This window comes from Pseudomonas orientalis, assembly GCF_002934065.1.
Classification (GTDB): Bacteria; Pseudomonadota; Gammaproteobacteria; order Pseudomonadales; family Pseudomonadaceae; genus Aquipseudomonas; species Aquipseudomonas orientalis_A.
In genome coordinates, this window is sequence record NZ_CP018049.1 from 4,305,510 (window position 1) to 4,329,827 (window position 24,318).

22 protein-coding genes and 1 pseudogene are annotated in these 24,318 nt (G+C 60.1%); 11 read left to right on the forward strand and 12 right to left on the reverse strand.

Going from position 1 to position 24,318, the window contains the following annotated elements; translation table 11 throughout:
- Window positions 1-8 precede the first annotated feature (8 nt).
- From BOP93_RS19270 to BOP93_RS19285, 4 genes are read left to right on the forward strand one after another with little or no spacing between them, the layout of a single operon-like run.
- Window positions 9-323, forward strand: a complete 315-nt coding sequence (locus BOP93_RS19270; RefSeq protein ID WP_104504280.1) for a Rieske 2Fe-2S domain-containing protein — start codon at window positions 9-11, stop codon at window positions 321-323.
- Window positions 324-328: 5 nt separating this feature from the next.
- The gene (locus tag BOP93_RS19275; protein WP_104504282.1) at window positions 329-1,510 is read left to right on the forward strand and encodes an MFS transporter; all 1,182 of its coding nucleotides are present in this window, start codon (window positions 329-331) and stop codon (window positions 1,508-1,510) included.
- Between the two features lie 3 nt (window positions 1,511-1,513).
- Window positions 1,514-2,740: an ATP-grasp domain-containing protein gene (locus BOP93_RS19280; RefSeq protein ID WP_237140375.1), complete on the forward strand. Its 1,227-nt coding sequence runs from the start codon at window positions 1,514-1,516 to the stop codon at window positions 2,738-2,740.
- A gap of 4 nt (window positions 2,741-2,744) precedes the next feature.
- Window positions 2,745-3,428 (forward strand): phenylalanine--tRNA ligase beta subunit-related protein, encoded by a 684-nt coding sequence (locus BOP93_RS19285; protein WP_104504284.1) that lies wholly within the window; start codon window positions 2,745-2,747, stop codon window positions 3,426-3,428.
- Here the strand turns inward: BOP93_RS19285 and BOP93_RS19290 are convergent.
- The 4 genes from BOP93_RS19290 to BOP93_RS19305 all read right to left on the reverse strand — a co-directional run bounded on the left by BOP93_RS19290 (window position 3,420) and on the right by BOP93_RS19305 (window position 6,092).
- Complete coding sequence (locus tag BOP93_RS19290) at window positions 3,420-3,881, reverse strand: Lrp/AsnC family transcriptional regulator (protein ID WP_104504286.1); 462 nt, start codon at window positions 3,879-3,881, stop codon at window positions 3,420-3,422. The two genes, BOP93_RS19285 and BOP93_RS19290, sit on opposite strands and share 9 nt — an antisense overlap.
- A 66-nt stretch (window positions 3,882-3,947) precedes the next feature.
- Window positions 3,948-4,823, reverse strand: coding sequence for a carboxylate/amino acid/amine transporter (locus tag BOP93_RS19295; protein ID WP_104504288.1), 876 nt, complete (start codon window positions 4,821-4,823; stop codon window positions 3,948-3,950).
- Window positions 4,824-5,026: 203 nt separating this feature from the next.
- The gene (locus BOP93_RS19300) at window positions 5,027-5,626 is read right to left on the reverse strand and encodes an FMN-dependent NADH-azoreductase (RefSeq protein ID WP_104504290.1); all 600 of its coding nucleotides are present in this window, start codon (window positions 5,624-5,626) and stop codon (window positions 5,027-5,029) included.
- A 151-nt stretch (window positions 5,627-5,777) separates the two neighbouring features.
- Window positions 5,778-6,092: a 3-phosphoglycerate kinase gene (locus BOP93_RS19305; protein ID WP_104504292.1), complete on the reverse strand. Its 315-nt coding sequence runs from the start codon at window positions 6,090-6,092 to the stop codon at window positions 5,778-5,780.
- A gap of 49 nt (window positions 6,093-6,141) precedes the next feature.
- Here BOP93_RS19305 and BOP93_RS19310 point away from each other — a divergent pair, with 49 nt between their 5' ends.
- From BOP93_RS19310 to BOP93_RS19320, 4 genes and pseudogenes are all read left to right on the forward strand, one after another.
- The gene (locus tag BOP93_RS19310; protein ID WP_104504294.1) at window positions 6,142-7,065 is read left to right on the forward strand and encodes a LysR family transcriptional regulator; all 924 of its coding nucleotides are present in this window, start codon (window positions 6,142-6,144) and stop codon (window positions 7,063-7,065) included.
- A gap of 32 nt (window positions 7,066-7,097) precedes the next feature.
- Window positions 7,098-7,354, forward strand: a pseudogene (locus BOP93_RS27910) (alpha/beta fold hydrolase); the annotation flags it as partial.
- 3 nt (window positions 7,355-7,357) lie between these two features.
- The gene (locus tag BOP93_RS19315) at window positions 7,358-7,921 is read left to right on the forward strand and encodes a peptidylprolyl isomerase (protein WP_065887910.1); all 564 of its coding nucleotides are present in this window, start codon (window positions 7,358-7,360) and stop codon (window positions 7,919-7,921) included.
- An 82-nt stretch (window positions 7,922-8,003) separates the two neighbouring features.
- Entirely contained in the window at window positions 8,004-9,836 is a 1,833-nt protein-coding gene (locus BOP93_RS19320; protein ID WP_104504296.1) for an ABC transporter ATP-binding protein, read from the forward strand.
- 122 nt (window positions 9,837-9,958) lie between these two features.
- Here BOP93_RS19320 and BOP93_RS19325 read toward each other — a convergent pair whose 3' ends face one another.
- From BOP93_RS19325 to BOP93_RS19335, 3 genes are all read right to left on the reverse strand, one after another.
- Entirely contained in the window at window positions 9,959-10,207 is a 249-nt protein-coding gene (locus BOP93_RS19325; RefSeq protein ID WP_065887908.1) for a BrnA antitoxin family protein, read from the reverse strand.
- Window positions 10,185-10,463, reverse strand: a complete 279-nt coding sequence (locus tag BOP93_RS19330) for a BrnT family toxin (protein ID WP_065894401.1) — start codon at window positions 10,461-10,463, stop codon at window positions 10,185-10,187. The genes BOP93_RS19325 and BOP93_RS19330 overlap by 23 nt, the downstream gene beginning before the upstream one ends.
- A gap of 77 nt (window positions 10,464-10,540) precedes the next feature.
- The gene (locus BOP93_RS19335) at window positions 10,541-11,665 is read right to left on the reverse strand and encodes a GNAT family N-acetyltransferase (protein ID WP_104505327.1); all 1,125 of its coding nucleotides are present in this window, start codon (window positions 11,663-11,665) and stop codon (window positions 10,541-10,543) included.
- 286 nt (window positions 11,666-11,951) lie between these two features.
- On the opposite strand from BOP93_RS19335, the gene BOP93_RS19340 reads away from it, so the two are divergent.
- Entirely contained in the window at window positions 11,952-13,274 is a 1,323-nt protein-coding gene (locus BOP93_RS19340) for a putative porin (RefSeq protein ID WP_104504298.1), read from the forward strand.
- Between the two features lie 103 nt (window positions 13,275-13,377).
- Here BOP93_RS19340 and BOP93_RS19345 read toward each other — a convergent pair whose 3' ends face one another.
- From BOP93_RS19345 to hrpA, 4 genes are all read right to left on the reverse strand, one after another.
- Window positions 13,378-13,611, reverse strand: a complete 234-nt coding sequence (locus BOP93_RS19345; protein ID WP_065887906.1) for an anti-sigma factor family protein — start codon at window positions 13,609-13,611, stop codon at window positions 13,378-13,380.
- A complete protein-coding gene (locus BOP93_RS19350; protein WP_104504300.1) occupies window positions 13,605-14,219 on the reverse strand; it encodes an RNA polymerase sigma factor in 615 nt (204 codons plus the stop codon). Before BOP93_RS19350 ends, BOP93_RS19345 begins: the two co-directional genes overlap by 7 nt.
- A 38-nt stretch (window positions 14,220-14,257) precedes the next feature.
- Complete coding sequence (locus tag BOP93_RS19355) at window positions 14,258-15,379, reverse strand: beta-ketoacyl-ACP synthase III (RefSeq protein ID WP_065894405.1); 1,122 nt, start codon at window positions 15,377-15,379, stop codon at window positions 14,258-14,260.
- 685 nt (window positions 15,380-16,064) lie between these two features.
- Complete coding sequence (gene hrpA / locus BOP93_RS19360) at window positions 16,065-19,976, reverse strand: ATP-dependent RNA helicase HrpA (protein WP_104504302.1); 3,912 nt, start codon at window positions 19,974-19,976, stop codon at window positions 16,065-16,067.
- A 303-nt stretch (window positions 19,977-20,279) separates the two neighbouring features.
- On the opposite strand from hrpA, the gene BOP93_RS19365 reads away from it, so the two are divergent.
- Together BOP93_RS19365 and BOP93_RS19375 are read left to right on the forward strand one after the other, a co-directional pair.
- Entirely contained in the window at window positions 20,280-21,014 is a 735-nt protein-coding gene (locus tag BOP93_RS19365) for a hypothetical protein (RefSeq protein WP_104504304.1), read from the forward strand.
- A gap of 192 nt (window positions 21,015-21,206) precedes the next feature.
- Window positions 21,207-22,289, forward strand: coding sequence for a hypothetical protein (locus BOP93_RS19375; protein WP_157943532.1), 1,083 nt, complete (start codon window positions 21,207-21,209; stop codon window positions 22,287-22,289).
- Between the two features lie 211 nt (window positions 22,290-22,500).
- On the opposite strand, the gene aceK is transcribed toward BOP93_RS19375, so the two are convergent.
- Window positions 22,501-24,216: a bifunctional isocitrate dehydrogenase kinase/phosphatase gene (gene aceK, locus BOP93_RS19380; RefSeq protein ID WP_104504309.1), complete on the reverse strand. Its 1,716-nt coding sequence runs from the start codon at window positions 24,214-24,216 to the stop codon at window positions 22,501-22,503.
- Window positions 24,217-24,318: the final 102 nt, after the last annotated feature.

Here is a 24,318-nt window from a genome sequence, read left to right on the forward strand (position 1 = left end):
GGCACCCCATGAAAGCTATCCGCCTGAACCTGACCGACGCCAACTACGTGGCCGTGGAAGACACCACTTATTTTCTCAAGCGCCATACCTATTCGACGCAGCTGCTGCCGACCACTTGCCCCCATCGCGGCGGCCCGTTGCACATGGGTGAAACCAGCGGCGACGGGCAGAGTGTGATCTGCCCCTGGCACGACAACGCTTACAAGGTGTGCAACCTGGAAAAGAAGTCGCCCCCCACCGTTCGCGTCAGAAACCAGTTCAGTACCGTCGTCGGTGACACCGAACGGTGCGTGCCTTTACTCAAACTTTCTCGTTACGACTGAGCCCTATGACCACTAAATCAACACTGACAGCGTTCTACTCGATCGTGACCCTGTTTACCGGCCTGGACATGGCGATTGTGATTGCCATGGTCTGGTTCGGCCTGGAAACCACCGGCTCGACATTCCTGGTGGGGGCTACGCTGTGCGTGGCGACCGTGGTGCCGTATGTGTGCGAACAATACATCGGCAAATTCTTCACCATTGAACTGAGCATGAGACGCCTGCTGTACATCCGCCTGACCGCGTTCGCCGCCGTGCTTGGCCTGTCGTTCACCGACGCCGCCGTGTTGCCCATCGGCTTTTTGGCAATCGCCTTTGTGGTCGGTGTCACCGACTACTTCACCATCAGCACCCTCGAGTCGAAAAATACCAAGCTGGTACTGGCCGGCGCCACCGACAGCGACACCTCGGCGCGGCTGATGCAAACGTCCATCCAGATCGGCGCCTTTGGCGGCGCACTGCTGGGCGGGGTGATCGTGGACGTGTTCTCCGTCAGCCAGACCCTCCAGATCATCAGCCTGGCTGCGATTGTCTCGCTGGCGGCGATCCTGTTCGTACAGGCCACGCCCGGCGCCGACACCACCGAGCAGGCCGGCGACAGCCCCGTGGTCCAGGCGCTGAACCTGCCGCGAAACCTCTACGTGCTGATCATTGTGTTAAGCATGATCGGGTTCCATATCGGCGCCTTCAACAGCCTGGTGCCAATCGTGTTTCAAAAGCTAAACGAGTGGAACGCCACCCTGTTCGGCGTGGCCAGCGGCCTGGCGGGCCTGGGTGCCTTCAGTGCGGCGGTGCTGCCACGTATCAAGCTCAACAGCTACAGCGCCATCCTCCTGGTGCTGCTGGCCGACGTGGCAATCGTGTATTTCCAGAACCTCTACGTGATGATGGTGGCCGCGTTCCTGCTGGGCTTCTGCATCAACAGCCTGCGCATCCAGTTGCGTAAAAACCTGATCGAGTCGGCGCCCAACGCTCGGGTGGCCGACGTGATCGCGGCAAAAAGTTCGCTCTACTACCTGCTGGTCAGCGGTTCGGCGCCAATGATCCTGACGTTTTTTACCACTACGGGATTCCTCGGGCTGGAAGGTGCGCGCCTGCTGATGATCGTCTCCGCCGGCCTGTTGGCTGCCGCCGTGCTGGCGTGGAACCTCACGCCGGCGGTCCCGGCCACCGCGACCCTTGAATAAGGAATGCCTCAATTGCAAACCGTACTGATCGTCGATCCGTTCTCCACCGGCAAACTCTACGCCCCGTTGCTCCGGGCCCAGGGCGTGAAATGTATCGCGGTGATTTCCACCGACACCTTGCCCAAGCACTTCACCGATGACCTGATCAGGGAAAATTTCGAAGAGGTTTACCACTGGGAAGAGAGCTTGCTGGAAACTCTGGAGAAACAGTCGTTGAGCGCGGTAATCGCAGGCTGCGAAACCGCAATCTACCTCACCGACTACCTCACCGAAGTGCTGCGTATTGCGGGCAACAGTCGCATCACCAGCGACCTGCGGCGCAACAAATTTTCCATGCAGCAAGCGCTCAAGAACAAGGGATTGGCGAACATTGCGTCCCAACTACTGAGTTCGCCAAGCCGCATTCGCGAGGTGGTCGACTCGTTGGAGGAAGCGGCCACCTATGTGGTCAAGCCACTGAATTCGGCCGCCACCGAAGGCGTGGTGTTCGCCCAGGGCAGGCACGAAGTGGAAACCGCCTTGAATAATGCAGCCTGGCGGCAGAAAAACGACCTTGGAGAGTTCAACCTCGGGTTCATCGTGCAGCCGTTCGTATCGGGCCCGGAATACGTGGTGGACATGGTCGCCTTTGACGGCGAGTACACCATCGCCACGGTGTGCAAATACACCAAGGTCCACAAAAACGGCAGCAAGTTTGTCTACGAAAGCCTGGACACCCTTGATCCCCAGGCACAAGCGCTGCAACCGCTGATCGACTACGCCCGCCTGGCAGCGGCGGCCTTGAGCATCGAGATCGGGCCGATTCATATGGAAATCATCTGGTCGGACACGGGACCGGTGATGATTGAAGCAGGCGGCCGCTTGCATGGCGGCATCGCCCCTTTGCTGTTTCAACAGGTGTACCAGCCGGACCTGCTGTCGCTGGCCATCGACAGCTACCTCGGCCGGCCCCGCCCGCCGGCCGGCGCCGCACGTGAAATCAGCCATGGCCGTATCGGCTTTTTCTGTTCCGACGAGCGCCGCACCTTTACCGCCCCGTCCCCGCAGGCGCTGCAGAGCGCCATGCAGGATGAAGCCTATTGCGGCCATCGCTTCTTTATCAGCCCGGGGGACACCACGCCGGTAACAATCGACTTCGCCACCTGCCCCGGGCTGTTCTGGTTGCAGCACCCAAGCCTGCAACAGCTGGATGCCAGCACCGATCTTCTGCGCAAGAAGCTATGGAGCTAAGAGCATGAAAAGTCGTTTGATCATCCAGCAGTCAGCCCTCGACCTGGGCCTCAATAATGCCTGCGCCGCCGTTGTCGAAAACATCAGCGTGTCTGACGACCAGAGTTTCGTCAGTCTCCTGCAGAGCAACTTGAACCACGTGGCCTCACACCTCAACGAACTGGATTCGAATCCCGTTTACGAAGGCTTTGCCCGTCAGCTTGAAAAGCTCGGCTACACCAACACAGTCAGCGCCAACGAAAAACTGCTGCGCCGCTTCATCGCCAACGGTGTGCGCCCCATCAATAACGTCGTCGATGCCTATAATGCCGTGGCGATCCGGCACGGCGTCAGCATAGGCGTACACACCTATCATCAGCGGGACGATATTCACGTCATGCGTTCGCCGCAACCGCGGGCCTTTCGCCCGTTGTTTGCCAAGAAGGACGTGATGATCCCCGCAGGCGACATCGTCTACACCTGCGGCGACGTGCCCCTGGCGAGCATCGGCAAAGTCGATGCCGATGCCCATGATTTCAGACTGACCGACGCATCATCCAGCCTGCTGGTGGTGGTACTGGGGCATGACGACACCACGCTTGAGTTCAACCAGACGGTCATCGCAGAATTCGTGGACACCCTGCGCCAGACAATGCCCGCCCTGAATCATTACTTTCTCGAAACCGTCCACCACCACGCGTCAGCCTGATCGGGCGCCAGCCGCTGCCGTTCGCGACGGTAGCGGCTGGCGCCAGGCCTTGAGCACCGGGTTGACCACCACCTCGTTCACATGCTCGATCTTGAGCAGGCTTTCCTTGAATACCATCAACTCTTCGAAATTGCGGTAGCGCACCTCGAGCATCATGTCCACGTCGCCAAACAATGAATAGGCCTGCACCACCTCGCGATACTGATGGATTTTCGGAAACACCAGGTGGCAACTGCTACCGTTGAGCTTGAGCATCAAGAATGCCGATTGCAGGGTTTGATCATCGTCAGCGACGTTGATGGTGAAGCCCAGGATGATGCCCTTTTCGATCAGTTTCTGAACCCGCGACTCCACGGCGGTTCGAGACTTGTGGACCTGGCGCGCGAGTTCCGCCAGGCTGACGCGGGAGTCATCCTTCAAGGCAGCTATTATCAGTTCATCAACCTTGTCCACTCTGCCACCCCCACACCGTTCCTTTCGATAACACACTTTCACTACCGCTCACACATCGCTGGCACCTCAGGTCGCAGACTTTACGCCAGCGGCGGGCTTGATACCCAATCGACTGACCGCCACCGCCGCCAGAATCACCAGGCCGCCCAGGGCCAGTCTTCCCAGCGGCTCATGCTGGTTCCAGATCAGCAGGTTCAACAGCAACCCCACCGGCACGTGCAGGTTATTCATCACCGCGAGAGTGCCGCCATTGACCAGGCAAGCGCCCTTGTTCCACCAGTACATGCCCAGCGCGGTGCTGACCAGCCCCAGGAATACCAGCACGCCCCATTGCAGCGTCGCCTGGGGCAGAAAGTCCGCCTTGCCGAACAGCAGGAACGCGGGCAACACCACCAGCAAGGCACCCAGGTAGAAATAACCGAAACGCCGGTAGTGCGGCTGATCACTCGGATAGCGTGCCACCAGATGCTTGTACATGACTTGCCCGGCGGCGTAGGTGAAATTGGCCAGTTGCAGCAGCAGGAAGCCCATCAGGAAGTTCGGGGTGATCTGGTCGAAACGAATCACCGCCGCGCCCGCCACCGCCACCAGTGCGGCGACCAGTGCCCAGGGATTGAACCGCCGGTTGAGCACATCTTCGATCAAGGTCACGTGCAACGGCGTGAGGATGGTGAACAGCAGCACCTCCGGCACCGTCAGTACCCGGAAGCTCAGGTACAGGCACACATAGGTCACGCCGAATTGCAGCGCACCGATGACCAACATGCCGCGCATGAACGCCGGTGCCACCGAGCGCCAGCGGGTCAGTGGAAGAAAGATCAACCCGGCCAGTACCACGCGCACCAGTACCGCGAAGTAGCTGTCGACGTGACCGGCGAGGTATTCGCCGATCAGGCTGAAGGAAAATGCCTGGATCAGGGTGACAACCAGTAGATAGCCCATGTGCGCCTCGTTCCGAATGGGCGCGACATTAAAGCTTTTCGATGCGCGAAGAAACTCGAGGCAAAAAAAACCCGACCTCGCTGAAGCGGCAGTCGGGCGGGAGCACTCAGGAGCAACAAGTGCAAAGGGAGGTTCGGTACGCGTACATGAAGGGGTTGCGTGGCGCTAGATAAACACCGGGGGATTATCTGGCGATTAAAGGATCAAGCCACCTGCGCGAGCAGGGCTTTGGCATGGTTGATGCCCTTTTCCTGGAAATCGCCGCTCAGGTTCACCCCTTCGGCATGAATGAAGGTGACGTCGTGAATCCCGATAAAGGCCATGACCTGGCGCAGGTAAGGTTCCTGGTGGTCCGAGGTGGCGCCGGTGTGAATGCCGCCACGAGCGGTAAGCACGATGGCGCGCTTGCCAGTCAGCAAACCCTGGGGCCCGGTGGCGGTGTACTTGAAGGTCACCCCAGCGCGCAAGACGTGGTCCAGCCAGGCCTTGAGGGTGCTGGGGATGGCGAAGTTGTACATCGGCGCCGCCATCACCAGTACGTCGGCGGCAAGCAGTTCGTCGGTCAATTCGTTGGAGCGGTCCAGCGAGGCCTGTTCGACCGGGCTGCGCTGTTCGGCAGGTTTCATCCAGCCGCCCAGCAGGTTGGCATCCAGGTGAGGCACCGGGTTGAGCGCCACGTCGCGCACGCTGATCTGATCGTCCGGGTGAGTGGCCTGCCATTGGCTGACGAACTGCCGAGTCAATTGGCGGGAAATCGAATCCTGCTGGCGGGCGCTGCTCTCGATGATCAGAACGTTGGACATGGTTATGTAGGCTCCATCGGTAAATGCTGTAAGTCGATGCAGAAAAGATTAACCATGGCCGTTTCGATTAAAAAGCGCAAAAAACTGCTATAAACCATCTATAAATTTGTTTATAAGCGAAGCATGCCTACAGGCGTGCTCCGCTTTCGTTTTATTTCGGCGCGCACCCCAGGGCGATGCGCATCTTGATGATCGCGCGGTTGAACTTGACCGTGGTGTTGGTGCTTTTGCCGGCGGGTACGGTGACGGTGCGCCGACGCGGCGCTTCAGGGCCGTTGGTGAAGGTTACAGAGCACAGCGCATCTTGGGTGCCGTAGTTATTCAGCTGAATCGAGCTGATATCGCCGTCCACATCGGACGCGGTGTAGTCGATGCTCACGCCGTCGATCTTTTTGGTCACGTCGATAGGGTACGCAAACGCGCTCATCGGCAGCAGCGCCAGCCACACACAACACAATTTTCTCATTCGGCAGTCTCCAATAAGGACCGCCAGCTTAGGACAAGAGGAGCTCATCTTGAAAGCGCCCCGCGTTACCCTTGATCAATGGCGCACGTTGCAGGCCGTGGTCGACCATGGCGGCTTCGCCCAGGCGGCCGAAGCGCTGCACCGTTCGCAGTCCTCGGTGAGCTACACCGTGGCGCGCATGCAGGACCAACTCGGCGTGCCGCTGCTGCGCATCGACGGGCGCAAGGCGGTCCTCACCGACGCGGGTGAAGTGCTGCTGCGCCGCTCGCGGCAACTGGTGAAAAACGCCAGCCAGCTGGAAGACCTCGCCCATCATATGGAACAAGGCTGGGAGGCCGAAGTGCGCCTGGTCGTGGACGCGGCCTATCCCAACGCGCGCCTGGTACGTGCCCTGACCGCTTTCATGCCGCAGAGCCGAGGGTGCCGGGTACGCTTGCGTGAGGAGGTGTTGTCCGGTGTCGAGGAGCTTTTGATAGAAGGCGTGGCTGACCTGGCGATCTGCGGTTTCAGCATTCCCGGTTACCTGGGCACCGAAATGAGCGATGTGGAATTCATCGCCGTGGCCCATCCCGAGCATGCGCTGCACCGCATGAACCGCGAGTTGAGCTTCCAGGACCTGGAAAGCCAGATGCAGGTGGTCATCCGCGACTCCGGGCGCCAGCAACCGCGGGATGTGGGTTGGCTGGGCGCCGAACAACGCTGGACCGTCGGCAGCCTGGCCACCGCCGCCGCGTTTGTGGGCAGCGGCTTGGGCTTTGCCTGGTTGCCCCGGCACATGATCGAGCGCGAACTTACCGAAGGCGTGCTCAAGCAACTGCCGTTGGAACAGGGCGGCAGCCGCCACCCCACGTTCTATTTGTATTCGAACAAGGACAAACCCCTGGGGCCGGCGACGCAGATCCTCGTGGAATTGCTGCGCACCTTTGATACCGCTCCGCTGGATGCGCCCTTCGCGGCCCCCCGGCAAGCCTGAAACGGAGTTCATCCATGGCCTGGTTCAATCCCGCGCGCTTCGACGCGATTGTGGGCTGTGGCGACAGGAACAACGTTCCAGAATCATCTGTCCAAACCCTGACCGTCAACGCCGACCACGACTACATCCCGTGGCGCAGAAAGAAATCTATGTAAAACTGCTGCCCAATGCGCGACTGGTGGTGATCGATGTTTCCCACCATGCCGCGCCCTTGGATCAACCCGAAGTCTTTAACGCTAGCCTGCTCGACTTTCTAAAGACGGTCGACGCCATTACCCAGGATCACTGACCCATGCTGAAAAAAATCGCCTTCCTTGCCGGTTCCGTTCTGTTCGCTGCCAACCTGATGGCGGCCGAACCGGCCAAGGCGCCCCACGTACTGATTTCCACCACCAACGGCGACATTGAAATCGAACTCGACCCGGTCAAGGCACCGATCAGCACCAAGAATTTCCTCGCCTATGTCGACAAGGGTTTCTACACCAACACGATTTTTCACCGTGTGATCCCTGGCTTCATGGTCCAGGGCGGCGGGTTCACCCAGCAAATGTCGCAAAAGCCGACCGAAGCACCGATCAAGAACGAAGCCAGCAACGGCCTGCACAACGTGCGCGGTACTTTGTCCATGGCCCGCACCAATGACCCGAACTCGGCCACCAGCCAGTTCTTCATCAACGTGGCCGACAATGCCTTCCTCGACCCGGGCCGCGATGCCGGTTACGCGGTATTTGCCAAGGTGGTCAAGGGCATGGACGTGGTGGATGTCATCGTCAACTCCCAGACCACCACCAAGCAAGGCATGCAGAACGTGCCAATCGATCCTGTTTTGATCAAGTCGGCCAAGCGCATCGACTGAGGTCAGCGGGAACTTCCGCACGTTGCCCACAAGGTGACGTGCGCATTTGAAAGGAGAGCCCGCACGGCGGGCGTCAAGCCTAATGCTCTATCGTCGTTTTGAACAACTGATCGATATCTTCCGCGATGCTCCCAGCGCGGCCCCGCCCGATAAAGTCCTGCCCTTCTACCTCTACTACCTGCGCCAGGTGTGGCCGTGTTTTGCCGCGCTGTTGGTGGTGGGCCTGGTCGGTGCGCTGATCGAGGTCGCGCTGTTCAGCTACTTGAGCCGCATCATCGACCTGGCCCAGGGCACGCCGCCCGCGAATTTCTTCCAGGTGCACAGCACCGAGCTGATCTGGATGGCCGTGGTCGCCCTGCTGCTGCGGCCGATTTTCAACAGCCTGCATGACTTGCTCGTGCACCAGACCATCAACCCCGGCATGACCAGCCTGATCCGCTGGCAGAACCACAGCTACGTGCTCAAACAGAGCCTGAATTTCTTCCAGAATGATTTCGCCGGGCGCATTGCCCAACGCATCATGCAAACCGGCAACTCGTTGCGTGACTCTGCGGTGGCAACGGCCGAAGCCATCTGGCACGTGTCGATCTATGCCATCACCTCGCTGGTGTTGTTTGCCGAGGCCGACTGGCGACTGATGATTCCGTTGATCATCTGGATCGTCTGCTACTGCCTGGCATTGCGTTACTTCGTACCGCGGGTCAAGGAGCGTTCGGTGATCTCTTCCGAAGCACGCTCCAAACTCATGGGCCGCATCGTCGACGGCTACACCAACATCACCACCTTGAAGCTGTTTGCCCATACGCAGAATGAGCAGGAATACGCCAAGGAAGCGATTGTCGAGCAAACCGAAAAAACCCAACTGGCGGCGCGCGTGCTCACCAGCATGGACGCGGTCATCACCGTCCTGAACGGCCTGCTGATCGTCACCACCACAGGCCTCGCCCTGTGGCTGTGGACGCAGTCGCTGATTTCCGTCGGCGCCATTGCCCTGGCCACCGGCCTGGTGATTCGCATCGTCAATATGTCCGGCTGGATCATGTGGGTGGTCAACGGCATTTTCGAAAACATCGGCATCGTGCAGGATGGCCTCAAGACCATCGCGCAGCCGCTCGCGGTGGTCGACCGCGCCGACGCCCCGCGCCTGGAAGTGCCCCACGGCCTGGTGCGCTTCGAGCAGGTGGATTTCCACTACGGCAAGCAGAGCGGGATCATTGGCGGCCTGAACCTTGAGATCAAGGCCGGGGAGAAGATCGGCCTGATCGGGCCGTCCGGCGCAGGCAAGTCGACTCTGGTGAACCTGCTGCTACGCCTTTACGACCTGCAAGGTGGCCGCATCCTGATCGACGGCCAGGACATCGCCGAAGTTGCCCAGGAAAGCCTGCGTGCGCAGATCGGCATGATCACCCAGGACACCTCGCTGCTGCACCGCTCGATCCGCGACAACCTGCTGTATGGCAAGCCGCAGGCCACCGACGAAGAACTCTGGGCCGCCGTGCACAAGGCGCGCGCCGACGAGTTCATCCCGCTGCTGTCGGATTCCGAAGGCCGTACCGGGCTGGATGCCCATGTGGGCGAGCGTGGGGTGAAACTCTCCGGCGGCCAGCGCCAGCGGATCGCCATCGCCCGCGTGCTGCTCAAGGATGCGCCGATTCTGATCATGGACGAAGCCACCTCGGCACTGGACTCCGAGGTGGAAGCCGCGATCCAGGAGAGCCTGGAAACCCTGATGCAGGGCAAGACCGTGATTGCGATTGCGCACCGACTGTCGACCATCGCACGGATGGACCGCCTGGTCGTGCTGGAGAAAGGCCAGATCGCCGAAAGCGGCAGCCACGCCCAACTGCTGGCCCATGGCGGGCTGTATGCGCGGTTGTGGCAGCACCAGACGGGTGGGTTCGTTGGCATCGATTGAAGGCATCGAGACCCACAAGACTCAAAAATGAGAGCGGGCCTTGATCGTTCCCACGCTCCGCGTGGGAACGATCTTACGGTCAGGCCTGCCGATAAGGCAGGGCGGAACTTTTGACGTATTGATCAGCCTTGATGAGCCTGCATGTACTGGCGCAAAAGCTGGTTAATGCGGGTTTGGTAGCCAGTGCCTTGACCTTTGAACCACTCTAAAACATCCGCATCAAGTCGAATGGTGACCGCCTGCTTCACAGGAACACGCAGTTCAGCACGTCGAAAAAACTCAGCATCCAGTTCAGGAATTTCACTGGTATCAATATCTTTGTCGCTCATCTTGGCCAGGCGCTCCCAATCAGTTTTCGATGTTTGCGTCATAATATTTGGCCTCCTTCTTGGTTGCTTTTCGGGCGGAAATGATACGGATCACATCACCACACCGCTCGGTGTATACGACAACACCAATCAATAATTTGATCCAGCCAATACTGATCCAACGCTCTTCGTCATAATCCGCTCGATCATCGCGCAAGGCCAGCATTGGATGTCTGAAGATATCCGGAACGTCGTTGAAATCGATGCCGTGCTTAGCAATGTTGGCCTTGTTTTTTGAATCATCCCACTCAAAATGCATGGCACGTCCTGTATGTACTTTTGTACATACAGAATAGCGATTTCGGCTTCTTTGACCAGTTCTGCCAGACCGGTGGCTCAAGCCTGCCGATAAGGCAGCGCCGTCCTCGCCTCTTCGGCATACGCCAGGATGCCCACTCGCTCGCGCTCGAGGAAATCCTCCACGGCGTTTTTCAGTCCCGGATGGCGCAGGTAATGCCACGAGCGGGTAATCACCGGTTCAAAGCCACGAATCAATTTGTGCTCGCCTTGAGCACCGGCATCGAAGCGTTGCAGGCCGTGGGCGATGGCATAGTCCATGCCCTGGTAGAAACAGGTCTCGAAATGCAGCCGGTCGAACTCTGCCAGGCAGCCCCAATAGCGGCCGTAGAAGCTGTCACCGCCGATCAGGCTGAACGCCATCGCCACCGGGCGTGAGCCCTGTTTGGCCAGGACCACGCGGATCGCCTCGGGCATGCGCTCGGCCAGCAGGCTGAAAAACGCCCGGGTCAGGTAGGGCGACTGGCGGCGTACCGCGTAGGTGTTGGCGTAACAGGCGTAAACAAAATCCCACTGGGCTTCGCTCAGTTCATGGCCCTGCAACCACTCGAACTCGATACCCTGCCCCGCCACCTGTTCGCGCTCTTTGCGCATCTGTTTGCGCTTGCGTGAACTCAGGGCGTCGAGAAAATCCTGGAAGTCGCGGTAGCCACGGTTCTGCCAGTGGAACTGGCAGCCCAGGCGCTGCAACCAGCCAGGTTGCCGGGCCAGTGCGTCATCGGCCAGCGCGTCGGTGAAATTGACATGGGCACTGGATAGCCCTTCGATTTCCAGGTAACCGGGCAGGCTGTTCAACAGTTCGAAGCCGTCCTCGGCATTGGCTGCCAGCAAACGCGGGCCGCTGACCGGACTGAACGGTACGGCCGTCAGCAGCTTGGGGTAGTAGTCGATGCCGGCGCGTGCGCAGGCGTCGGCCCACCCGTGATCGAACACGTACTCGCCATAGGAATGCCACTTGCGATAACCGGGCAATGCCGCCACCAGCCGCTCGCCTTCCCAATGCAGCAAATGCTCCGGTTGCCAGCCCGAATGGGCCCCCAGGCTGCCACTGTCTTCCAGCGCGCTCAGGAACGCATGCCGCACGAATGGCTGGGCCTGCGGCGCCAGGGCATCCCAGGCCTGCGGGGTGATGTCGGACAGGCTGTCCAGGCGTTGCAGCGGCATCGGCATCTTCTCTGTGTCTTGGGCGTGAAAGCCTGGCGAGTATCGCCTATCACAGCCGAGTGCACACCCGGAAAAAACCCAGGACACAACTCCAAATCAATAGTTCCGTGGGCAAACCAATTGTCATGGAGATGAAATCACTTAGCCACTACTCCGTCATAAACCGTCGCGATACTGACGCCTGTTTTTAGAGCACCCGGGTTTGCCAGGTGGCCTTTTTTCCGTCCGTCATCGGTCGGTTGTGTCCTGGAGGGTTTGTTACCCCTCCTCACTTTCGGAGATTGATATGCGTCTTGCTTCCACTAAAACTGCGGCGGTCCTGTGCGGCGGCCTGTTACTGGCCCTGAGCGTTCCGGCCAGCGCTGCAGTCGACGCTAAGTTGCTCGACATGCTCAAGGCCAACGGCCAGATCACTGCTTCGCAGTACACCGAATTGCAGAACGAGTTGGCCAAGGACCAGAAAGAACAGCAGATCGCACGCCAGGCCCAACAGGAAACCAACGAACAGATCGCGGCCACCGCGAAAAAGACCAACGAGCTGAGCAGCTTCGACCAGAAGCTGGCCTGGGCCGCCAAGACTCAGTTCAAGGGCGATGTGCGCTTTCGCCAGGAAACCATCAAGATCGATGGCGAGCCCAACAACGGTGGGCGTGACAAGGACCGTCAACGTATCCGCGCGCGCCTGGGTGCCTACACCGAGATCAACCCGCAGGTGGACACCGGTATCCGTATCGCCACGGGCGGCGGTGACGATGCGCGTTCCACCAACCAGGACCAGGATGGTTACTTCGATAAGAAATCGATCTGGCTGGACCTCGGCTATATCGACTACCACCCGGACCAGATCAAGAATCTGCACGTGATCGGCGGCAAGATGCTGCAACCGTGGGTGAGCATGGGCGATGTGATCTGGGACAGCGATATCAACCCCGAAGGCCTGGCCGTCACCTACAAATACCCGCTTGGCGGCAGCGCCGAGCTGTTCGGCAGCCTGGGCAACTACAACCTCAAGGACAACGTCGACGGCGACGGCGTGCAATTTCGCCACGACCTGCGCCTGACATCCGGCCAGTTGGGCACGCGTTTCTCGCTGACCGACAACCTGAAAATGACCCTGGGCGGCAGTGTCTACGCCTACCAGAACGACAAGGACAGCCGCTGCACGACCACCACCACGCCTTGCGCACTGGCGGTCAACGGCAACTCGGCCAATAACGAATTCCGCTTGTATGAAGGCTTTGCCCAGGCCGACATCGGCGGCCTGGCAGTGCCATTGGCCTTCTACGGCCAATACGTGAAAAACAACGATGCCGTGACCGATCAGGACACCGCCTGGTTGGTGGGTGCCAAGTCCAAGGTGTTCGGTTTCAACCTCGACTACAACTACCGCGATACGCAACGTGACGCAGTGGTAGGCGCCTTCACCGATTCGGACTTCGCCAACGGCACCACCGGTTCGCGCGGTCACAAGATGAAGGTCAGCTACGACATCGACAAGAACTTCGCCCTGGGCGCCACGTACTTCCTGACCAAGGCTGACTACGCCAGCCGTACCCAGCGTGATGCCAACACCAACACCCTGCAGCTGGATGCTGAAGCCAAGTTCTAACCTCACCCTGTGGGAGCGAGCTTGCTCGCGAAGAACGAACAGGCAGCGCGTTTATCCTGGATACCCGCGTTATCGTTGACGTTTTTCGCGAGCGAGCTCGCTCCTACACATCTTTACGCCGCTCGGCAGCGAGCCGCTCGGCCAGCGCATCCGCATCCTTCACCGGCTCGTCCGGCATGATCCGCAACGTCGCCTGCATCAGGCGCATCTGACGGATAAAGCGCCGGCAGTTCGGGCAGAACATCAAGTGATGACGCACCAGCAGACGCTCTCGGAAGGTCAATTGCCCATCGAGGTAGTCACTGGAACGTGCCACTTGCTCCTTACACGTCAACATTCGCCCGTTTCCTCAAAATGCTCCACTGTGGCAAAGACTTTAAGCCGTGCCCGATGCAGCAGCACACGCACATTGGAGAGTGAGAGCGTCAGAAGATTACAGATTTGCTCCAGCTCCAGGCCCTGGCGTTCACGTAGCACCAGCACACTGCTTTGCAATTCGGACAGGCTCAGCAGGGTGTGCTCCAGGCAGTCGCGCAATTCCTCTTCGGTGAGCAAGGCTTCCGGCGTGTCCTGGTGCCAGGCATACGGGGCTACGGCCCAGTGCCCATCGTCAGGCGTAAAGCGTTCATCACCGATGGTTCCATGGGGAGAAGGCAGGTCGTCAAGCAACACCTCCCGACGACTTTGCTTGTAGCGGCCCTTGGCGGCGTTCGCGGTGATCGTCAGCAGCCAGGTCTTCAGGCTGGAACGCCCTTCGAACCTGGCGAGGTTGCGGACCACTGACAGCCAGGCGTCCTGCACCACTTCATCGGCATGCCGCTGGCCGACGATGGCATAGGCCACCGCCCGCATCGCACTCTGGTACGTGGTGACCAACTCCTTGTAGGCCCGCTGCTCGCCCTTGAGCAGGCGTTCAAGCAGATGCGTGTCGTCCGCTGCTGCCATTCAACACCTCACTGTAAACCCGCAGACCCGCTCCGCCATCAGCGTTTGCGCAGGATCACGCTGCCGATGGAGTAGCCCGCCCCGAACGAGCTGAGCACCGCCACGGCGCCTTTGGGCAAGTCGTCCTGATACGTGTGGAACGCAATCACCGAGCCTGCCGAACTGGTATTGGCGTAGGTATCGAGGATCACCGGCGCCTCTTCCACCGAGGCCTCGCGGCCCAGCAGTTTCTTCACGATCAGGTGGTTCATGCTCAGGTTGGCCTGGTGCAGCCAGAAGCGCTTCACATCGGTGACGCCCAGCTGGTTTTCCGCCAGGTGCGCGCCAATCAACTCGGCCACCATCGGGCAAACATCGCGGAACACCTTGCGGCCTTCCTGTACGAACAGTTTGTCCGGCGCGCCGACGCCCTCTTCCGCGGTGCGGTTGAGAAAGCCGAAGTTGTTGCGGATGTTGTTGGAGAACTTGGTCAGCAGCTTGGTACTCACCACGTCGAACTGGTGCTCGGAGGTCGCCAGGTCGGCCCGCTCGAGGATCACCGCCGTGGCGGCATCGCCAAAGATGAAGTGGCTGTCGCGGTCACGGAAATTCAGGTGACCGGTGCAGACTTCCGGGTTGACCATCAGGATCGCCCGGGCCTGGCCCAGCTGGATGCTGTTGGCGGCATTCTGGATCCCGAAGGTGGCCGAGGAACACGCCACGTTCATATCAAAACCGAAGCCCTCAATACCCAGGGCTTCCTGCACCTCGATGGCGATGGCCGGGTAGGCACGCTGCAGGTTGGAACAGGCGACGATCACGCCATCGATATCGGCGGCGGTCTTGCCGGCGCGTTGCAGGGCCTGTTCGGCGGCGCCGACGGCCATCTGGCAGAGCACCGACCATTCGTCGTTGCTGCGCTCGGGCAAGCGTGGGGCCATGCGCCGAGGGTCAAGGATGCCGTCCTTGTCCATCACGAAGCGGCTCTTGATGCCCGAGGCCTTTTCAATGAACGCCGCACTGGACTCAGTCAACGCCTGCACGTCGCCGCGCTCGATGGCCGCAGCGTTTTCGCTGTTGAACTGCTGCACATAGGTATTGAAAGACTGCACCAGCTCTTCGTTGGAGATGCTGTTGGCCGGGGTGTACAGGCCAGTGCCGCTGATGACGACGTTATGCACGGTCGTTCCTCTAAATCTGTCAGGCAGAAGATATTGGTACCGTCGTACCAAACTTTAGGTCGTTTGATTCCGTCCAGCAGGCATCAAACTGGCAACGCTTTATTCCATCGCGTCGCTGCTACGACGATCCCGGCATTTATGGGCGCGAAGTTTGCCACAAACACCGGGGTTTGGCGCCACTTCCCGGACAGACACCGTTAAATGTGGGAGGAGGCTTGCTCCCGATGGCGGTGTATCAGTCAAGGCATCAGTGGCTGACACTCAGTCATCGGGGGCAAGCCCCCTCCCACAGTGGGACCGTGTTACCAGTTGCTTGCTGCGGTACTGGACCCAGATCCTTGTCGGAAATGTCCTCGATAGTCCGGCTGCACACAGCTCACAATGTGGGAGGGGGCTTGCCCCGATGGCGGCGTATCAGTCAAGGCATCAGTGGCTGACACTCAGTCATCGGGGGCAAGCCCCCTCCCACAGTGGGACCGTGTTACCAGTTGCTTGCTGCGGTACTGGACCCAGATCCTTGTCGGAAATTTCCTCGATAGTCCGGCTGCACACAGCTCACAATGTGGGAGGGGGCTTGCCCCCGATGGCGGTTTATCAGTCAAGGCATCAGTGGCTGACACTCAGTCATCGGGGGCAAGCCCCCTCCCACATTTGACCCTGCTCAGTGCTGGAAACCGGGGATATTTCAGGGCTCTACCTGGCTCCATTGCTTGCTCAGACGCTTATCGGAAATCGGCACCTTGGTGCCCAATTGCTGGCCAAACAACGACACTCGATATTCCTCCAGCCACCAGCGATAGAGCTCCAACTGCGGGTCGCGCTTGCCTTCCTGGGTGTGTTTGTTCAGGCGGTTCTGGTATTGCGTCCACAGGCCGCTCAGTTCGGTGCTCCACACACGGTCCTTCTGCACCTGGCTCGGCAGTTTTTCCAGGCGCAGCTCGATGGCCCTGAGGTAACGCGGCAGTTCCTTGAACCACTGCGCCGGGGTCTCGCGCACAAACCCTGGGTACACCAGATGACTCAGTTGCTGCTTGATATCGTTCAAAGCCACCGCCTGGGCCAGGTCGATCTTGCCCTTGAAGCGCTTTTGCAGGCCATGCCAGAGTTTCAACACGTCCAGGGTCAGGCGCGCCAGACGCTCGGCGTGTTCGGTCCAGCCGCCACGCTTGCGCTCGGCCAGCGCGGCCAGCCCGGCACCATCGCGCGGTAAAGTGGCTTCGCCTTCCAGTACGCAAGTATCAAGACTGGCGAGCAGGATATCTTCCACCAGCGCATCGATGCGCCCCAGTTCGCGGTACATCAGGCCCAACTCTGTCAGCCCCGGCAATTTGCCGCGCAGGAATTTCGCCGGTTCCGCCAGTTGCTGCATCAACAGACGCTGCAAGGCACGGCGGTGCTGGAATTCGGCCTCGGCGGCCGTGGAGAAACGCCCTTCCTTGACCGTGCCGTTTTCTTCCACCAGCGCCGGGTATACCGTCATCGACAGGCCGGCGATGTTCTGCTGGGTCTTCTCAGCGACCGCCGCAAACACCTTGGCCTCCACCGGCTGCTGGCTTTTCGCCGTTTGCGGAACCGCCAGTGCCGCCTGGCTGGCCTCGGCGAAACGCGCCGTCAGCTCTGCCAAATCACGGCCTTCGCCAAGGAACTTGCCCTGGCCGTCGACCACTTCCAGGTTCATCTTCAGGTGGTTTTCCACCTGTTGCGCCGCCTCGGCCCAGGCTTCGTCGCTGACCCGAGCACCGGTCATGCGCAGCAGTTCGCGGCCGAGCGCCTGGGGCAGAGAACCCTGGCCAAACTCGATGCGCTGCAGCGCCGCCTTAACGAAGTCCGGCACCGGCACGAAGTTTTTGCGCAGCGCCTTGGGCAAGTTGCGCACCAGAGCGATGCACTTGGCTTCGATCACCCCCGGCACCAGCCATTCCAGGCGCTCGGCGGGCAATGCCGGCAGCAATGGCGCAGGCACGCGCAGAGTGACGCCGTCACGCGGGTGGTTGGGCTCGAAGTGGTAACTCAAGGCCAGGGCCAGGTCGCCCAGGTGCAAGGTGTCAGGGTAATGCGCGGCGGTGACTTCACTGGCTTCGCGGGCCAGCACGTCTTCCTCGCGCATGATCAGCAGTTGCGGGTCTTTCTGGCTGTTGACCTTGTACCAGCTGTCGAAGGTCGCCGTCTGATGGATCTCTGCCGGCAGGCGCGCATCGTAGAAGGCGTAGAGGGTTTCTTCGTCGGCCAGGATGTCGCGTCGGCGCGCCTTGGCTTCCAGTTCGTCGAGCTGCTCCAGCAGTTGTTGGTTGGCCGCAAGGCACTTGGCTCGCGACTGGATTTCCCCACGCACCAGCCCTTCGCGTATAAACAGCTCGCGCGACACCACCGGATCGATCGGCCCGTAATGCACCGGCCGGCGTCCGACCACGATCAGCCCGAACAAGGTGATCTGTTCAAACGCCACCACCTGGCCGCGCTTTTTCTCCCAATGCGGTTCGAAATGGTTTTTCTTGATCAAGTGCCCGGCCAGCGGTTCGATCCAGTCGGCGTCGATCTTGGCCACCATGCGCGCATACAGCTTGGTGGTTTCCACCAGTTCGGCGGTCATCAGCCACTGCGGGCGTTTCTTGCCGATACCCGAGGAGGGATGAATCCAGAAGCGCCGCTGACGTGCGCCCAGGTAGTCGCCGTCCTCGGTCTTCTGGCCGATCTGGCTGAGCAAGCCGGACAGCACCGCCTTGTGCAATTTCGGGAAATCGGCCGGTTCCTTGTTGATCGTCAACTGCATGTCGCGGCAGATCAAACTCAACTGGCGATGGGAGTCGCGCCATTCGCGCAGGCGCAGGTAGTTGAGGAAGTTCTTTCGACACCAGTTGCGCAGCGGGCTGGCGGTCAGTGCCTGGCGCTGTTCTTCAAAGCCGCGCCACAGATTGACCAGCCCGGCGAAGTCCGAATCCGCGTCTTTCCACTGCGCATGGGCCTGGTCGGCGGCCTGCTGGCGCTCCGGCGGACGCTCGCGCGGGTCCTGGATCGACATGGCGCTGGCCACGATCAGCACTTCCTGCAAGCTGCCCAGCTTGGCGGCTTCGAGCAGCATGCGGCCCATGCGCGGGTCCACCGGCAGGCGCGCCAGCTGGCGGCCCAACGGCGTGAGCTGGCTGTTGCGGTCCACCGCCGACAGCTCCTGCAGCAGGTTGAAACCGTCGCTGATGGCCTTGCCATCCGGCGGTTCGATAAACGGGAAGTCGGTGATTTCGCCCAGGCGCAGGTGCAGCATCTGCAGGATCACAGCGGCGAGGTTGGTGCGCAGGATTTCCGGGTCGGTAAATTCCGGGCGCCCGATAAAGTCTTCTTCGCTGTACAACCGAATGCAGATGCCCGGCTCGACCCGGCCGCAACGGCCTTTACGCTGGTTGGCACTGGCCTGGGAGATCGCCTCGATCGGCAGGCGCTGCACCTTGGCGCGGTAGCTGTAGCGGCTGATGCGCGCGGTGCCGCTGTCGATCACATAACGAATGCCCGGCACGGTCAACGAGGTTTCCGCGACGTTGGTCGCCAGTACCACGCGGCGGCCCGGGTGCGATTGGAAAATACGCTGTTGCTCGGCCGGTGACAGGCGCGCATACAACGGCAGGATCTCTGTGTGCTTGAGCTGGGCCTTGCGCAGCATCTCGGCGGCGTCGCGAATCTCGCGTTCGCCGGGCAGGAACACCAGCACATCGCCAGGGCTGCGCCGTGCGCTGCGTTCATAGGCGGCGATTTCATCGAGGGTGGCGAGGATCGCCTGGTCGACGGTGAGGTCGTCCTCGACGCGGTTGCCCTCCTCGTCCTGTTCCAGGGTCAGCGGGCGGTACCAGGTGTCGACCGGGAACGTGCGGCCCGAGACCTCGACAATCGGCGCGTCGTCGAAGTGTTTGGAGAAACGCTCCAGGTCGATGGTGGCCGAGGTGATGATGACTTTCAGGTCGGGCCGGCGCGGCAACAGCGTCTTGAGGTAACCGAGCAGAAAGTCGATGTTCAGGCTGCGCTCGTGGGCTTCGTCGACGATGATCGTGTCATAGCGTTCCAGGTACCGGTCGTTCTGGGTTTCCGCCAGCAGGATACCGTCAGTCATCAGCTTGATCAGCGTATTGGAATCGCTCTGGTCCTCGAAGCGCACCTGATAGCCGACCAACGCGCCGAGCGGGGTGGCCAGTTCTTCGGCGACACGGCTGGCAACGCTGCGCGCGGCGATCCGGCGTGGCTGGGTATGGCCGATCAGGCCGTATTGGCCACGGCCGATTTCCAGGCAGATCTTCGGCAACTGGGTGGTTTTACCCGAGCCGGTCTCGCCGGCAATGATCAGCACCTGATGCTTGTTCAGCGCCGCCTTGATCTCGTCACGCTTGGCCGCAATCGGCAGGCTGTCGTCGTAGCGAATCACCGGCAGGCTCGCACGCCGCGCCGTGACCTGGGCGCAGGATGCCTGCATGCGCGCCACCCACTGCGCCAGCTTTTGCTCGTCGGGCTTTTTGCGCAGCTCAAGCAACTGCCGGCGCAAACGGTGGCGGTCGGCGAGCATGGCGTGATCGAGGGTGTCGAGCAGTTGGTCGAGGGTGGGGGCTTGGTCAGTCATCAGGTACGCAAAGGTCTTTATAGTGAGGCAGGTGAGCCTGCGGTGACATGATCGTAAGGCGGCAATTGTCGCAGATTTCTGACCTTGTGAACGAACCAGGCTCTTTCATCACCGTAACAAGGCAGTTTCCTAGGCGTGCAGCAGGCTATTCTGAGCCCGACGAGCACGCCCCACCCCACCCCCTCATCAGACTCTTCATACAGGGCTATCAGAGCTCTTCATATGGCTTGGCCACAGTCCGGCGCGCTTTACTGCGACAACACCTGCACTCCCACTCTCCGCTGCTCGCCAAGGAAAAACCTGATGCCCACACCCATTGCGGAATCGCCCACTTTCCCGACGACATGGACATTGCATACGGTCCCCGCTTATACGGAGGAGCAGGACCCCGCCCTGGAACAGCGTGCTCGCAGTGCTCAGGCCTATTTCAACACGCTGCAAATGTACGCCGAAGATACGCACCCGGACTCGGTCAGGCAGCTCGAATCACAACGACCTGCATCGCTCCCGCCCAGCTACTGGCAGGCGACGAACAGCATCAGCCCTCAACCCGCACGTGACGCAAACGACGAGCAAGACACAGCCAACACCTCCACCCATCAGGATGCAACACAGTTTTCTCCCCATTTGTCAGGAAGGGCGCTGTCCCAGGCAGTCAAACATGTGCACCGCCTCGACCGCCTGCTCGAGCGGGCTGAACAACTGGGCGTATTGTTGATGAGCCATGGCCAGGAGCAGGGAACATCGATTGATCTGGAAACCGTCGGGAATCTCTGGCGCAAGATAGGTAGCCTCAAAAATTCCTGGGCCAACGGCGCTTTCGCTGGGTCATCGCAGCTGGTCACTCAATTGGCCGGCCAGTGCCTCACTGTTCCGCGAGCATTGAAGGAGAACGACCTGAAAGCAGCGATAGACAACCTGTGGAATATTGCGCAAGCCGAATACCGAGACGTTTACCTGCCCGACCCGCTGAGCGCATCTCCAATCCTGGCACAGGTCTACAGATTGGCTGAAGAACTGAAGAACGCAGACATTTGAGGCCCACTACCACTCAACCGTAGCGCAGATGCCATTATGACCAGACCAGAAGTATTTCCCTCCAACCCACTTGGTTCCACCGTGGGCCAGCTGTTCCAGCAGACCCGCGCTATCCATGAAGCGGTGGTCAACAGCCTGGTAGGGCAAGGGCACCGACACATACTCGACAACGCCCGGCGGCTTGAACAGACGTTGTTCAGCCCTGTCAGTCCCATGCCGGAGAGTGCACCGCAGGACAGAGGCCATCAGCTTCAAGCCTGGATGCATATTTCAAGGATTAATGACGCGCTTGCAACCTTCGACCAGCAAAGCCGCAGCCATTTCGCCGTGCAACCAGATGACAGGACAAGCCTGCAAGTCCTCCAGCAACGCTACGCGCAACTGGCAGCTCGCGTGGAGCAACGCACTGCCCTGCTGGATCGACGCGCAGCGTGGGCCACCGCCGCCCCGCCACCGCCCTGCGAGCTGGACCCGATAACGGTTGCCGTCCTGCAGCCTGCACCACTGAGCAAGCAGTTGAGTGGGCACGGCCTGGAACAGGCGGTCAAACATATCAACGTCCTGGACAAAGAGATTGCGCTGCTGGATAGCCACATCCAGCAACAGCCGCTCCCCCTCTCTCACGCCGAGGAAGACCTCTTTCTCAAACAACGCAACGCCATGACCGATTATCGCAATGCATGGGCGACGGGCCGTTTGAAAGGCAGCAGCCAGTTCAAATCCTCCATCGGCCTGGTTCCGGAGCGCAAACGCCTGGAGCAGAATCTCGAGCGGCACAAGCAACTGGCATCGGTGGAACTGACACTCCACCGACTGGACCGCACCGTCGATACCGCACAGCGCAACGGCCTGGGGGATAAACTCTCGTCCCAGGCAGTCGATGCCGCACGGGGCGCCTTGGTGAATTTGCGCGATGCCTGGCGCAACGGCAATCTTGATGGCAGCTCGATCGAGGGCATGAACCCCGCGCTGCTGCTGACTGCGCCAAACAACCGCCGAATCAAACTGGAACTGGCCGTCATCGAAAAGGGCTTTGTACAACTGAACGCAGTGCCCCGCACGGAACAAGCTGACAGTGCCCAGGAGCGCGCGCAGTTCAAGTCACTGGTTCATTCCAATACCAGCATGCACGTCAAGCAGGCGGCTATCAGTCAACTTAAAGAAAGCAATAAACAGCGAGCGCTGGTGGCTGAACTGAACACCGACTTGCGCAATATCTATACAGATCTGGCTAACAATCTGGCCCTTCATGGCATGACCGCTTCACATCAATAACGCGATAGAGAAAATGCCTGATACACCCAGGCCCGCCTGGATCGATTGAAGAGGAACAGGTTGGCGCAGACGTCGTGCGGCCTTGAGACGGTCAATCAAATGGGGCCGCACGGCCTTATCCGCCTTGTCGAATGGGCAAAAAAAATCAGTCTCCCATGCGGACTGTTTGGGCCACGCCGTAGCGCTGGCTCAATCGCGCAGACCCGGTGACTCAAGACATGCCTTCCCACTTGCGCCGATATGGAAACACATCAATCACCTTCCCAACCCGAATGGCCTCCTGCAGGCCCTTCCAGTAATCGGCGTTGTACAACTCGCCATGCAACTCATCGAACAACCTGCGCTGGCCGGCGTCGGCGAACAGGAACGGTGGAAACTCTTCGGGGAACACATCCAGCGGACCGATGGAGTACCAGGGTTCCGATGCCATTTCATCCTCGGGAGTGCGCGGCGTGGGAATGTGGCGGAAGTTGGCTTCGGTGAGAAAACAGATTTCATCGTAGTCGTAGAACACCACACGGCCGTGACGGGTGACGCCGAAGTTCTTGAGCAGCATATCGCCAGGGAAGATATTCGCCGCCGCCAACTGCTTGATCGCCAGGCCATAGTCCTCCAGGGCTTCGCGCACCTGGGCGGGGTTGGCGTTGTCGAGGTAGAGGTTGAGCGGGGTCATGCGCCGTTCGGTCCAGCAGTGGCGAATGAGCACTGTGTCGCCGTCTACCTGGACCGTGCCGGCGGCGACTTCCAGCAACTCGGCCAGGCACTCGGGCTCGAACTTGCTCAAGGGAAAGCGGAAGTCGGCGAACTCCTGGGTATCGGCCATGCGCCCTACCCGGTCGACGCTTTTGACCAGCCGGTACTTCTCGATCACCGTGGCGCGGTTGACGTTTTTCGACGGTGAGAAACGGTCCTTGATGATCTTGAACACGGTGTTGAAGCCCGGCAGGGTGAACACGCTCATGACCATGCCGCGCACACCCGGGGCCATGATGAACTGGTCATCGGTGGTAGCCAGGTGGTTGATCAGGGCGCGATAGAACTCCGACTTGCCGTGTTTATAAAAACCGATGGAGGTGTATAGCTCGGCAATGTGCTTGCCGGGCAGGATGCGTTTGAGAAAGCCGATGAACTCCGCAGGTACCGGCACATCGACCATGAAGTACGACCGGGTGAAGGAGAAGATGATCGACACGTCGGCTTCATCAGTGATCAACGCATCGATCTGGATTCCCCGTTCTTCGCGGTGCAGCAACGGGATCACCAACGGCCACTGTTCGTCGCGGGTGTAGATACGTCCGACGAGGTAGGCGCCTTTATTGCGGTAGAGCACCGAGGAAAACAGCTCGACGTTCAGGTCCGGGTCTTTGCACACCCAGTCCGGCAGGTTTTCCCGCAGTTGCGCTTCCAGGCGTCGCAGGTCGGCAGGCAAGTCGGCGTAGGGCTCACTGAAGCGGTAGTCCGCGAAAATCTGCGCGAGCATGTCCGCCATCTTGCCCGCAGGCGTGTAGGTGCGGGTTTGCGCAGCCCGCGCCCGCTGCTGGCTGGGCCGCGTGGTATGAATGAACATGCAGCCGTCGCTGATCAGGTCATGACTGAACAGGCCGCAGAACACCGAGTTGTACCAGGTTTCGGACAGCTCATCGTCAAAGCGCAGGTCGATCAGGCCGATGTAGGCACTTTTCACCAGGGGCCACAGGTCGATGTCCTGCAACGTGCCCGCATCGAAAGCGGCGCGCAGACGCGCCGTGACCTCCCCCACCTTATCTTCGTAGAGGTTGATGCGCGCCGCCGAAGCGGCCTGCCCTTGCTGCCACTGGGCTTTTTCGAAGCGTTCGCGCGCGCCATCGGTAATTTGGCGAAAGTGCTCACGGTAGTCGTCGAAACCGTCGAGGATCATCCGGGCGATAGCAAGGGCGGGCTGCGACATGCGGAAAACCTCGAACGGGTTGCGGGAAGCCCTGAGCTTAGCCAGTGAAGCGAGGCAGGAGAAGGCCGATTTTTCATCGGCGACGCTACTTAGCGATTGTGT

What these genes read in the sequence shown, in the direction of transcription:
- BOP93_RS19325 (WP_065887908.1), bottom strand. Translation starts at nt 10,207, where the DNA reads ATGACGCAAACATCGAAAACTGATTGGGAGCGCCTGGCCAAGATGAGC.
- hrpA (WP_104504302.1), bottom strand. Translation starts at nt 19,976, where the DNA reads ATGACTGACCAAGCCCCCACCCTCGACCAACTGCTCGACACCCTCGAT.
- BOP93_RS19365 (WP_104504304.1), top strand. Translation starts at nt 20,280, where the DNA reads ATGCCCACACCCATTGCGGAATCGCCCACTTTCCCGACGACATGGACA.
- BOP93_RS19340 (WP_104504298.1), top strand. Translation starts at nt 11,952, where the DNA reads ATGCGTCTTGCTTCCACTAAAACTGCGGCGGTCCTGTGCGGCGGCCTG.
- BOP93_RS19280 (WP_237140375.1), top strand. Translation starts at nt 1,514, where the DNA reads ATGCCTCAATTGCAAACCGTACTGATCGTCGATCCGTTCTCCACCGGC.
- BOP93_RS19330 (WP_065894401.1), bottom strand. Translation starts at nt 10,463, where the DNA reads ATGCATTTTGAGTGGGATGATTCAAAAAACAAGGCCAACATTGCTAAG.
- BOP93_RS19345 (WP_065887906.1), bottom strand. Translation starts at nt 13,611, where the DNA reads ATGTTGACGTGTAAGGAGCAAGTGGCACGTTCCAGTGACTACCTCGAT.
- BOP93_RS19295 (WP_104504288.1), bottom strand. Translation starts at nt 4,823, where the DNA reads ATGGGCTATCTACTGGTTGTCACCCTGATCCAGGCATTTTCCTTCAGC.
- BOP93_RS19320 (WP_104504296.1), top strand. Translation starts at nt 8,004, where the DNA reads ATGCTCTATCGTCGTTTTGAACAACTGATCGATATCTTCCGCGATGCT.
- BOP93_RS19350 (WP_104504300.1), bottom strand. Translation starts at nt 14,219, where the DNA reads ATGGCAGCAGCGGACGACACGCATCTGCTTGAACGCCTGCTCAAGGGC.
- BOP93_RS19270 (WP_104504280.1), top strand. Translation starts at nt 9, where the DNA reads ATGAAAGCTATCCGCCTGAACCTGACCGACGCCAACTACGTGGCCGTG.
- BOP93_RS19300 (WP_104504290.1), bottom strand. Translation starts at nt 5,626, where the DNA reads ATGTCCAACGTTCTGATCATCGAGAGCAGCGCCCGCCAGCAGGATTCG.
- BOP93_RS19315 (WP_065887910.1), top strand. Translation starts at nt 7,358, where the DNA reads ATGCTGAAAAAAATCGCCTTCCTTGCCGGTTCCGTTCTGTTCGCTGCC.
- BOP93_RS19285 (WP_104504284.1), top strand. Translation starts at nt 2,745, where the DNA reads ATGAAAAGTCGTTTGATCATCCAGCAGTCAGCCCTCGACCTGGGCCTC.
- BOP93_RS19275 (WP_104504282.1), top strand. Translation starts at nt 329, where the DNA reads ATGACCACTAAATCAACACTGACAGCGTTCTACTCGATCGTGACCCTG.
- BOP93_RS19335 (WP_104505327.1), bottom strand. Translation starts at nt 11,665, where the DNA reads ATGCCGCTGCAACGCCTGGACAGCCTGTCCGACATCACCCCGCAGGCC.
- BOP93_RS19305 (WP_104504292.1), bottom strand. Translation starts at nt 6,092, where the DNA reads ATGAGAAAATTGTGTTGTGTGTGGCTGGCGCTGCTGCCGATGAGCGCG.
- aceK (WP_104504309.1), bottom strand. Translation starts at nt 24,216, where the DNA reads ATGTCGCAGCCCGCCCTTGCTATCGCCCGGATGATCCTCGACGGTTTC.